This is a genomic window from Buttiauxella agrestis ATCC 33320, assembly GCF_000735355.1.
In the GTDB taxonomy this organism is placed as follows: domain Bacteria; phylum Pseudomonadota; class Gammaproteobacteria; order Enterobacterales; family Enterobacteriaceae; genus Buttiauxella; species Buttiauxella agrestis.
This window is the reverse complement of the sequence record NZ_JMPI01000008.1, coordinates 1-9815: the sequence shown is the minus strand read 5'-3', so window position 1 is coordinate 9815 and position 9815 is coordinate 1. Positions and strand designations below refer to the sequence as shown.

The following is a 9815-nucleotide window of genomic DNA, read 5'->3' as shown; positions in this document are numbered from 1 at the left end:
CTCTAAGCCCTGTCCACCGGGAACGCCAGCACGTCGGACAGGCTTTCAGCCTTGAGCGCCAACATAATCAAGCGATCCACACCTAGCGCGACACCAGAGCAATCAGGCAGCCCTGCTTTGAGTGCTTCGAGCAAATTCACGTCAATCGGCTGCTGCGGCAAACCGCGGGCAGCACGTTTACGGTTATCCTGCTCGAAACGCTGCTGCTGCTCACGTGCATCGGTTAATTCGTGGAAACCATTTGCCAGCTCAATACCTCGGAAATAGACCTCGAAGCGCTCGGCAACCCGATGGTCTTCGGTGCTGATCTGCGCCAGGGCGGCCTGGCTTGCCGGGAAGTGGTACACAAACGTCGGCTTTTCTTTACCGATATGCGGCTCGACACCCATGCTGAAAAGCAGTTGTAGCAAGGTATCGCGGTCTTCTTCCTGATCGGCAATGTTGCTTAAATCGAGTTTTCTCGCAACTTCACGTAATTGAGTTTTATCCGCAGAAAGCGGGTCAATTTCCAGGTGGCGTTGGAAAGCCTGCTGATAAGAGAGCGTTTCCGCCGCATCAGTTTCCAGAACCTGTTGCAGCAAATCATCAACTTCATTCATCAAACGATACATGTCGTAGCATGGGCGATACCACTCCAGCATAGTGAACTCTGGATTATGGTGACGGCCCATCTCTTCATTACGGAAACTGCGGCACAGCTGGAATACCGGGCCAATGCCCGCCGCCAACAGGCGTTTCATGTGGTATTCCGGGCTGGTCATCAGGTACAGATTGACGCCCTGAGCGTGGCCTGGGCCAACAAAACGGGTTTCAAACGGGAACAGATTGATATCCGTTACCGTAGCCTGGCTCATGCAGGGTGTTTCCACCTCCAGTACACCGCGATCGGCAAAAAAGCGCCGAATAACAGCCATGATCGCAGCGCGTTTCAACAGGTTGGGGATGGATGCGCTCGGCTGCCAGGTGGCCGTTTCGCTCATGGTGGAGTCTCCGTATTCATACAAGGCCGAGAAGTCTACCCGCAACGCATAGGCGAGACAAATTTTGCGCAGTAAATTTTCATCGTTTCTCAATCTACTCCGCCGCGACAAATCGTGATTTCGTGACATAAATCATCACTACAATTAATTAATTGCTGAACTTAACAGCAAAAAAATCGAACACGTCAAATTTCCTTAAAAAGCCTACGGCTATAATCCGCTACCTACAAAGGAGCAGGGAAAACCCTTTCGCTATAGCTGCCGCCGTATCGGTGAACTACCTTTGGTTAAATTAGCTATGCGAAATAACTAAAAATCTGGAGGAATGTCGTGCAAACCTTTCAAGCCGATCTTGCCATAATTGGCGCTGGCGGAGCGGGCTTACGAGCAGCCATCGCGGCGGCCCAGGCCAATCCACAAGCCAAAATCGCTCTGATCTCCAAAGTCTACCCAATGCGTAGCCACACTGTGGCCGCCGAAGGGGGTTCTGCTGCCGTTACGCAGGATCACGACAGCTTCGAATATCATTTTAACGACACCGTTTCCGGTGGCGACTGGCTATGCGAGCAGGATGTGGTCGACTATTTCGTCCATAACTGCCCGACCGAAATGACGCAGCTTGAGCAATGGGGTTGCCCATGGAGTCGTCGCCCGGACGGTTCCGTCAACGTGCGCCGCTTTGGTGGCATGAAGATTGAACGCACCTGGTTTGCCGCGGATAAAACCGGCTTCCATATGCTTCACACCCTGTTCCAGACTTCATTACAGTTCCCGCAAATCCAGCGTTTTGACGAGCATTTCGTGCTCGACATTCTGGTTGATGACGGCGCTGCGCGTGGCGTAGTTGCCATGAATATGATGGAAGGCTCGCTGGTACAAATCCGCGCTAATGCGGTCGTGATGGCAACAGGTGGTGCGGGTCGCGTTTATCGCTACAACACCAACGGCGGCATTGTGACCGGTGATGGTATGGGCATGGCACTCAGCCACGGCGTACCGCTGCGTGATATGGAATTTGTGCAATATCACCCAACCGGCCTGCCTGGTTCCGGCATTCTGATGACGGAAGGCTGCCGTGGTGAAGGCGGTATTCTGGTCAACAAAGACGGCTATCGTTACCTGCAAGATTACGGCATGGGTCCAGAAACTCCGCTGGGCGAGCCGCGCAACAAATATATGGAACTCGGTCCGCGCGACAAAGTTTCTCAGGCCTTCTGGCACGAATGGCGTGCAGGTCGCACCGTTCCAACTCCACGTGGCGATGTGGTTTATCTCGACCTGCGTCATCTGGGCGAGAAAAAACTTCTCGAACGTCTGCCGTTTATCTGCGAACTGGCAAAAGCGTATGTTGGCGTCGACCCGGTTAAAGAGCCGATCCCCGTTCGCCCTACCGCGCACTACACCATGGGCGGTATCGAAACCGACAGCCAGTGCGAATCCCGCATTAAAGGCCTGTTCGCAGTCGGCGAATGTTCATCTGTTGGTCTGCATGGCGCGAACCGTTTAGGTTCGAACTCTCTTGCTGAACTGGTGGTGTTTGGTCGCCTGGCGGGTGAAGGCGCGATGCGTCGTGCCAACGAAGCATCGCCCGCCAATGACGCTGCATTGAATGCACAAGCCACAGACGTAGAAACTCGCCTCAAGAAACTGGTTAATCAGGAAGGCTCTGAGAACTGGTCGAAGATTCGCGATGAAATGGGTCTGTCGATGGAAGAAGGTTGCGGGATTTATCGCACGCCAGAACTGATGCAGAAAACCATTGATAAGCTGGCTGAGCTGCAAGAGCGCTTCAAACGCGTTCGCATTAATGACACTTCCAGCGTGTTTAATACGGATTTGCTGTACACCATCGAACTGGGCCACGGCTTGAACGTTGCGGAATGTATGGCGCACTCAGCGATGGCACGTAAAGAATCACGCGGCGCACACCAGCGCCTGGACGAAGGTTGCACCGAGCGTGATGACGTGAACTTCCTGAAACATACTCTCGCTTTCCGTGACGCCAATGGAACCACGCGTCTGGAATACAGCGATGTGAAAATCACGACTTTGCCACCGGCTAAACGCGTCTACGGTGCGGAATCAGAAGCGGCCGACAAGAAGAAGGAGACGTCGAATGGCTGATGTGATGAAGACCCTGAAGATTGAAATCGTGCGCTACAACCCGGAAACGGACAACGAGCCGCACAGCGCAATCTACGAAGTGCCTTACGATGAACAAACCTCGCTGCTGGATGCGCTGGGTTACATCAAGGACAATCTGGCACCAGACCTGACCTACCGCTGGTCATGCCGTATGGCTATCTGCGGCTCTTGCGGCATGATGGTCAACCGCGTGCCAAAACTGGCCTGTAAAACCTTCCTGCGTGAATACACGCAGGGCATGAAGGTTGAAGCGTTGGCGAACTTCCCTATCGAGCGCGATTTGGTGGTCGATATGACCCACTTTATCGAAAGCCTGGAAGCGATAAAGCCATACATCATTGGCAACTCGCGCACGCCAGATCAGGGGCCAAATAACCAGACTCCGGCACAGATGGCGAAATACCATCAGTTCTCCGGCTGCATCAACTGCGGCTTGTGCTATTCAGCGTGCCCACAGTTTGGTCTGAACCCTGAGTTTATTGGCCCGGCGGCCATTACGCTGGCTCACCGTTACAACCTGGATAACCGCGACCATGGCAAGAAAGAGCGTATGGCGCAGTTAAACGGCAAGAATGGCGTCTGGAGCTGCACTTTCGTGGGCTACTGCTCCGAAGTGTGCCCGAAACACGTCGATCCCGCCGCTGCCATCCAGCAGGGTAAAGTCGAAAGTTCGAAAGACTTTTTGATTGCCACCCTGAAACCACGCTAAGGAGTGCAAAATGACTACGAAACGTAAGCCTTATGTACGGGCGATGACGCCAACCTGGTGGCAAAAACTCGGTTTCTACCGTTTTTATATGATTCGCGAAGGCACTTCAGTGCCAACGGTCTGGTTCAGCATTTTGCTGATCTGTGGTCTGTTTTCGCTAAAAAGTGGGCCGGAAAGCTGGGCGGGATTTGTTACATTCCTGCAAAACCCGATTGTGATTATCCTCAATCTCATCACTCTGGCCGCCGCTTTACTGCATACCAAAACCTGGTTTGAACTGGCACCGAAGGCCGCCAATATCATCATTAAAGATGAAAAAATGGGGCCGGAGCCGGTGATTAAAGGCTTATGGGCGGTGACGGTTGTCGCCACGGCCGTCATTCTGTTTATTGCACTGTTCTGGTAAGGGGGACGTCATGATTAATCCAAATCCAAAACGCTCCGACGAGCCGGTATTCTGGGGTCTGTTTGGCGCAGGCGGCATGTGGGGCGCCATCATCGCGCCAGTTATCGTGCTGCTGGTTGGCATCATGCTGCCGCTGGGTATTTTCCCAGGCGATGCATTGGGCTATGACCGTGTGCTGGCATTTTCACAGAGCTTGATTGGCCGCCTGTTCATCTTCCTGATGATTGTGCTGCCGCTGTGGTGCGGGCTGCACCGTATTCACCACGCGATGCATGACCTGAAGATTCACGTGCCATCTGGCAAATGGGTGTTCTATGGTCTGGCTGCGATTCTGAGCGTCGTGACACTGATTGGCGTCATCACGCTTTAATCACTCCGATGATTTAAACAAGGCCTGCCATTAATTGCGCAGGCCTTTTTATTTGTAGCGCTCACGGCTAAAGTGTCACTTTCATGGAGGATCGCCAATGATCAAAAGAACCCTTTGCAGTGCCCTGGTACTCAGCGTTTCATGTGCCACTTTTGCTGCCCCGAAAACCCTCACCGAACAACAAATCGGTAAAACCGTCGCACAGACGATTACCCCTTTACTCAAGGCGCAGGACATTCCCGGCATGGCCGTGGCGGTGGTTTATCAGGGCAAGCCGTACTACTTCACTTACGGTAAAGCGGATATTGAGCAAAATATCCCGGTGACAAAACAGACGCTGTTTGAACTTGGCTCCGTGAGTAAAACCTTCACCGGCGTTCTGGGTGGCGACGCTATTGCGCGCGGTGAAATCAAATTAAGCGATCCGGCAACGAAATACTGGCCTGCGCTCTCGGGTAGCCAATGGAAAGATATCACTCTTCTGCATCTGGCGACCTACACGGCGGGTGGGCTGCCGCTGCAAGTCCCGGATGAAGTCACCCACCAGGCCGCGTTGCTGAATTTCTACCAGACCTGGCAGCCGCAGGGAGCACCTGGGGAAAAGCGCCTTTACTCCAATGCCAGTATTGGCCTTTTCGGTGCGCTGGCGGTTAAACCTTCAGGGAAAACCTTTGAAGAGGCGATGAAGCAGCGTGTGTTCCAGCCGCTGAAACTGGCTCATACCTGGATAAAAGTCCCTGCGTCTGAGGAAAAACAGTACGCCCATGGTTATCGCAACGGTAAGCCCGTGCGCGTGTCGCCCGGAATGCTGGATGCCGAAGCCTATGGGGTGAAATCAAGCATTGAAGATATGGCGAGCTGGGTGCAATACAACATCTCTCCTGAACTCGTGGCCGATAAGACGTTACGCCAGGGAATCGAGCTTGCACAATCGCGCTACTGGCGTGCTGGCAGCATGTATCAAGGCTTAGGCTGGGAGATGCTGAACTGGCCATTGCAAGCCAATACGGTGATTGACGGGAGCGATAATAAGGTCGCTCTTGCCCTGACACCCGTCACAGCAATAAACCCACCAGTGGCCGCAGTAAAAGCCTCGTGGGTGCATAAAACGGGTTCAACGGGTGGCTTTGGCAACTACGTGGCGTTTATTCCTGAGCAGCAACTTGGCATCGTGATGCTGGCGAATAAAAGCTATCCCAACCCTGAGCGCGTAAAAGCGGCCTATACGATTTTAAATGCATTGCAGTAGCATATTTTGTGGCGGGTGACGTTATCCATTACCCGCCTTTTTATTTCTTCTCTAAGCCACCTTAATTCCTGCCACAATCTACACTTAGCAAAAAACCGAGAAGGAATTTGCTATGCGCATCTGGCCGATTATCACCGCCCTTGCAGTTGCGTTTCTCGTTGTGTCCTGTAGTTCACCCACTCCTCCACCTGGCACCAAAGTAGTGAATAATTTTGAGGCTAAACGGTACCTGGGAAAATGGTACGAAATTGCCCGCATGGACCATAAATTTGAAAGCGGGCTGGAGCAAGTCACGGCAACTTACAGCACTATGGATGACGGGGGCATTCAGGTCATCAACCGAGGTTTTAACCCTGACAGGCAAATGTGGCAGCAAAGTATTGGCAAGGCCTATTTCACCGGCGACCCAAGCCGGGCTGCCCTGAAGGTTTCATTCTTTGGGCCGTTTTATGGTGGATATAACGTAATAGCCATCGATAAAGATTACCGGCACGCACTGGTGTGCGGGCCGGATAAAGATTATCTGTGGATCTTGTCCCGCACGCCGACCATCAGCAATGACGTGAAACAGCAAATGCTGAACATCGCCACGCAGCAGGGCTTCTCAGTTGATAAACTTATGTGGATTAAACAGCCCGCCAGTTAGTGGGTGCTGAGTTTCAGACCAATAATACCGATGACAATCAAGGCCAGGCTCGCGATGCGGGCCAGGCTTGCTGATTCGCCTAGCAGTATAATGCCAGTGGTTGCAGCGCCAACGGCCCCAATCCCGGTCCAGACGGCGTAAGCCGTGCCCGTCGGCAGCGTTTTCATCGACCATGACAACAGCGCGACACTGACGATCATCGCCACAACCGTGATGACACTTGGCCACAAGCGGGTAAAACCGTGGGTATATTTCAGGCCAACGGCCCAAACGACTTCTAGCAAACCGGCGATAACAAGAACAAACCAGGCCATATACAGCTCCAGTCAATGGGGCCGTCCCCGGAATAAAGACGCGCTTATGGGTCGTCCCATAAGGCGGTTGAAGGCGCTATTCTAGCAATCAGATGGTGAGTTGTTAAGCCAGGAATTGGCTGCAAAACGCCCCGTATATCCACAATTCACTTCTACTCTTTTTTCATATTATGTGCACTCTTCAGAATTCAGAAAAGGCTGTATCAGTGAGTTACGTGAACGGTAAGTATGCATAAGATATTGTTAATTGACCGCTGCCATTATACCCGGCAGGGTTTTAAGAACTGGCTCAGTCAAAATACTGCATTTACTATTTCTGAAACTGATAACTTACTTTTAGCCCGTGAAAAAATAATACAGTGGCGACCTAATCTGGTTATTGCTGATTTTACAAGCTTTGCCAGTTCGCTACATAATATCCAACAACTCTCGTCGATTTATTCCGCCTGCGGCACATCGATTCGTTTGATGCTGCTTAACAGCATGCGTCATAAAATGATTGAAGAGTATTGCCTGGTGCAAGGCTCACGCTCGATATATAACAAAACCGTGCCACTGCCTGAGTTGTACGCAGTCATTCACAAACAACTGAGCGCGCGCCCACCCTTTAATTCTGACAGGCAATTCACATCACCATTACTCACCTTACGTGAGGAACGCATATTAAAGTTATGGACCGACAGAGCCAATAATGATTTTATTGCCAGCATGATGGGGATTAGCACGAAGACGGTATATACCTATAAGCGTAATATTCGTATGAAGCTCGGCATTAGCAATCGCTTTTCATTATTTATCGAACAGTATCAGTCATCATGAAATAAACAACGGTACGGCGAAGATACCGTACCGTCCGCTAATACATTAATTCTGCGCTTTTGTTGCGGCACCGGAAATCGCCTGACCACCATCCTGAATATCTTCACCCATACCTTTGGTGGTATTACACGCAGTAAGTAACGACGAAAGCACTATGAGAGAAAAGAACGCTGCAATAGTTTTCTTAATCATGACCGTTTCCTTTTTTGACCATATTGTTTGTGTATAGCAGTTAAAGCATAGACAAAAATTGGCAGACTGAAGGAAAAAGCAGATTTTTAGGAGTGTTGGTAATTACTTGTTTGCAGCGCGCTCGATGGCACCGCCGAGGTGTTGCAGGTCTTCGCCAAAGCCACGGGTGGCGTTGCAGCCAGTGAGAACAGTGGTTAACAACGTGATGAAAAGTAAATGTTTAATCAAACGGTTCATCTTCCCTGCCTTATGCAAGCGGCGGTGATGCGCAAAGCGCGCCACCGCCAACCTTCACGTATTACTTAACGCGAGAAACGTATTCGCCAGAGCGAGTATCAACTTTGATGATTTCGCCAGTCTGAACGAACAAAGGTACTTTAACCACAGCACCAGTAGACAGTGTTGCAGGCTTACCGCCAGTACCAGCAGTATCACCTTTCAGACCTGGATCGGTTTCCACGATTTCCAGCTCTACGAAGTTTGGTGGCTGAACAGCGATTGGACGGCCATTCCACAGGGTCACGATACACTCGGCCTGATCCAGCATCCATTTAGCGCTATCGCCAATGGCTTTCTCGTCAGCTGCCAGCTGCTCGAAGGTTTCGTTATTCATGAAGTGGTAGAACTCACCGTCGTTGTACAGGTAAGTCAGGTTCATATCGATAACGTCTGCGCCTTCAGCGGAGTCGGTAGATTTGAAGGTTTTTTCTACGCGGGTGCCTGTCAGCAGGCGGCGCATTTTAACGCGAGCAAAGGCCTGGCCTTTACCTGGTTTCACGAACTCACTGGATTCAACCGCGTAAGGTTCGCCTTCGAACATGATTTTAAGACCGGCACGGAAATCGTTGCTAGAATAAGTCGCCATAAGGCCCTCTGAAATTGTTAATTGGTAGCTTAGCCAAAAAATGGCACACATTGTAACCCTAAATCCCCCCCGCAGAGAAGATTGGTTGACGCAACTTGCCGATGTTATAACCGATCCTGATGAACTGCTGCATATTTTAGAGCTAAACGCTGACGAAGAGCTATTGGCGGGACGTGATGCGCGTCGACTTTTTGCTTTGCGCGTACCGCGAGCTTTTGTTGCGCGCATGGAAAAAGGCAATCCGAACGACCCACTCTTACGCCAGGTCCTAACCTCAAAAGAAGAGTTTATTGCCGCGCCCGGTTTTAGTACCGATCCTCTCGAAGAGCAGCACAGCGTGGTGCCCGGTCTGCTGCACAAATACCGCAACCGCGCGTTATTGCTGGTCAAAGGCGGATGCGCGGTTAACTGCCGCTATTGCTTCCGTCGCCATTTCCCGTATTCCGATAACCAGGGAAACAAGCGCAACTGGCAGGCCGCTATCTCATACATCAGTGAACATCCGGAACTGGACGAAATTATTTTCTCAGGCGGTGATCCGCTGATGGCGAAAGATAGTGAACTGGACTGGTTGATTAACGAACTGGAAGCCATCGGGCATATTAAACGGTTACGCATTCACAGCCGCTTGCCTATTGTCATCCCGGCTCGTATCACCGAAACACTGGTGGCTCGCATTGCGCGTTCACGCTTGCAGGTGATTCTGGTTAATCATATTAATCACGCGCAAGAGATTGGTGACGAGTTCAGAGCAGCGATGACGAATTTGCGCCTGGCTGGCGTGACGTTACTCAACCAAAGCGTTTTGCTGCGCGATGTGAATGACAATGCACAAACACTCGCGCAACTGAGTAATGCGTTATTCGATGCAGGGGTAATGCCGTATTACCTGCATGTGTTGGATAAAGTGCAGGGCGCGGCGCATTTCATGGTGAGTGACGATGAAGCACGCAAGATTATGCGTGAGTTGCTGACGATGGTATCAGGCTATATGGTGCCTAAACTTGCCCGTGAGATTGGCGGTGAGCCGAGCAAGACCCCGATAGACTTGCAGTTACGACAGAGCTGATCGTTTTCGAGAATTTCTCCCTCACCCTAACCCTCTCCCCAGGAGAGGGAA

General features: G+C 51.4%; 13 protein-coding genes. 8 read left to right on the top strand and 5 right to left on the bottom strand.

Features of this window, described 5'->3' with window-relative positions; translation table 11 throughout:
- Positions 1-2: 2 nt before the first annotated feature.
- Positions 3-980 carry an elongation factor P--(R)-beta-lysine ligase gene (gene epmA / locus GBAG_RS01465; RefSeq protein WP_034492754.1) on the bottom strand — a complete coding sequence of 326 codons (978 nt, stop codon included), beginning with the start codon at positions 978-980 and terminating at the stop codon, positions 3-5.
- Positions 981-1310: 330 nt separating this feature from the next.
- Between epmA and frdA the strand changes: the two genes are divergently transcribed.
- The 6 genes from frdA (at position 1311) to GBAG_RS01435 (ending at position 6505) form a co-directional block, all read left to right on the top strand.
- Positions 1311-3104, top strand: coding sequence for a fumarate reductase (quinol) flavoprotein subunit (frdA, locus tag GBAG_RS01460; protein ID WP_034492746.1), 1794 nt, complete (start codon positions 1311-1313; stop codon positions 3102-3104).
- The gene (locus tag GBAG_RS01455) at positions 3097-3834 is read left to right on the top strand and encodes a succinate dehydrogenase/fumarate reductase iron-sulfur subunit (RefSeq protein WP_034492744.1); all 738 of its coding nucleotides are present in this window, start codon (positions 3097-3099) and stop codon (positions 3832-3834) included. Before frdA ends, GBAG_RS01455 begins: the two co-directional genes overlap by 8 nt.
- Before the next feature lie 10 nt (positions 3835-3844).
- The gene (gene frdC, locus GBAG_RS01450; protein WP_034492742.1) at positions 3845-4240 is read left to right on the top strand and encodes a fumarate reductase subunit FrdC; all 396 of its coding nucleotides are present in this window, start codon (positions 3845-3847) and stop codon (positions 4238-4240) included.
- A 10-nt stretch (positions 4241-4250) separates the two neighbouring features.
- Complete coding sequence (gene frdD / locus GBAG_RS01445) at positions 4251-4610, top strand: fumarate reductase subunit FrdD (RefSeq protein WP_034492740.1); 360 nt, start codon at positions 4251-4253, stop codon at positions 4608-4610.
- 97 nt (positions 4611-4707) lie between these two features.
- Positions 4708-5859, top strand: a complete 1152-nt coding sequence (gene ampC / locus GBAG_RS01440) for a CMY2/MIR/ACT/EC family class C beta-lactamase (protein ID WP_072011126.1) — start codon at positions 4708-4710, stop codon at positions 5857-5859.
- 112 nt (positions 5860-5971) lie between these two features.
- On the top strand, positions 5972-6505 hold the full coding sequence (locus GBAG_RS01435; RefSeq protein WP_034492737.1) for a lipocalin family protein: 534 nt from the start codon (positions 5972-5974) through the stop codon (positions 6503-6505).
- Here the strand turns inward: GBAG_RS01435 and sugE are convergent.
- Entirely contained in the window at positions 6502-6819 is a 318-nt protein-coding gene (gene sugE, locus GBAG_RS01430) for a quaternary ammonium compound efflux SMR transporter SugE (RefSeq protein WP_034492734.1), read from the bottom strand. The genes GBAG_RS01435 and sugE overlap by 4 nt on opposite strands.
- 240 nt (positions 6820-7059) lie before the next feature.
- Between sugE and GBAG_RS01425 the strand changes: the two genes are divergently transcribed.
- Positions 7060-7638 (top strand): LuxR C-terminal-related transcriptional regulator, encoded by a 579-nt coding sequence (locus tag GBAG_RS01425; RefSeq protein ID WP_246864845.1) that lies wholly within the window; start codon positions 7060-7062, stop codon positions 7636-7638.
- Positions 7639-7683: 45 nt separating this feature from the next.
- Here GBAG_RS01425 and ecnB read toward each other — a convergent pair whose 3' ends face one another.
- From ecnB to efp, 3 genes are all read right to left on the bottom strand, one after another.
- Positions 7684-7830 (bottom strand): lipoprotein toxin entericidin B, encoded by a 147-nt coding sequence (gene ecnB, locus GBAG_RS01420; RefSeq protein WP_034492730.1) that lies wholly within the window; start codon positions 7828-7830, stop codon positions 7684-7686.
- A gap of 102 nt (positions 7831-7932) precedes the next feature.
- Entirely contained in the window at positions 7933-8067 is a 135-nt protein-coding gene (locus tag GBAG_RS01415; protein ID WP_034492728.1) for an entericidin A/B family lipoprotein, read from the bottom strand.
- Positions 8068-8128: 61 nt separating this feature from the next.
- Complete coding sequence (gene efp, locus GBAG_RS01410; RefSeq protein WP_034492727.1) at positions 8129-8695, bottom strand: elongation factor P; 567 nt, start codon at positions 8693-8695, stop codon at positions 8129-8131.
- 40 nt (positions 8696-8735) lie between these two features.
- Between efp and epmB the strand changes: the two genes are divergently transcribed.
- Entirely contained in the window at positions 8736-9764 is a 1029-nt protein-coding gene (gene epmB / locus GBAG_RS01405) for an EF-P beta-lysylation protein EpmB (protein WP_034492725.1), read from the top strand.
- Positions 9765-9815: the final 51 nt, after the last annotated feature.

Coding starts and splice junctions, on each gene's coding strand:
- epmA (WP_034492754.1), bottom strand. CDS start 980: ATGAGCGAAACGGCCACCTGGCAGCCGAGCGCATCCATCCCCAACCTG.
- GBAG_RS01455 (WP_034492744.1), top strand. CDS start 3,097: ATGGCTGATGTGATGAAGACCCTGAAGATTGAAATCGTGCGCTACAAC.
- frdC (WP_034492742.1), top strand. CDS start 3,845: ATGACTACGAAACGTAAGCCTTATGTACGGGCGATGACGCCAACCTGG.
- frdD (WP_034492740.1), top strand. CDS start 4,251: ATGATTAATCCAAATCCAAAACGCTCCGACGAGCCGGTATTCTGGGGT.
- ampC (WP_072011126.1), top strand. CDS start 4,708: ATGATCAAAAGAACCCTTTGCAGTGCCCTGGTACTCAGCGTTTCATGT.
- GBAG_RS01435 (WP_034492737.1), top strand. CDS start 5,972: ATGCGCATCTGGCCGATTATCACCGCCCTTGCAGTTGCGTTTCTCGTT.
- sugE (WP_034492734.1), bottom strand. CDS start 6,819: ATGGCCTGGTTTGTTCTTGTTATCGCCGGTTTGCTAGAAGTCGTTTGG.
- ecnB (WP_034492730.1), bottom strand. CDS start 7,830: ATGATTAAGAAAACTATTGCAGCGTTCTTTTCTCTCATAGTGCTTTCG.
- GBAG_RS01415 (WP_034492728.1), bottom strand. CDS start 8,067: ATGAACCGTTTGATTAAACATTTACTTTTCATCACGTTGTTAACCACT.
- efp (WP_034492727.1), bottom strand. CDS start 8,695: ATGGCGACTTATTCTAGCAACGATTTCCGTGCCGGTCTTAAAATCATG.
- epmB (WP_034492725.1), top strand. CDS start 8,736: ATGGCACACATTGTAACCCTAAATCCCCCCCGCAGAGAAGATTGGTTG.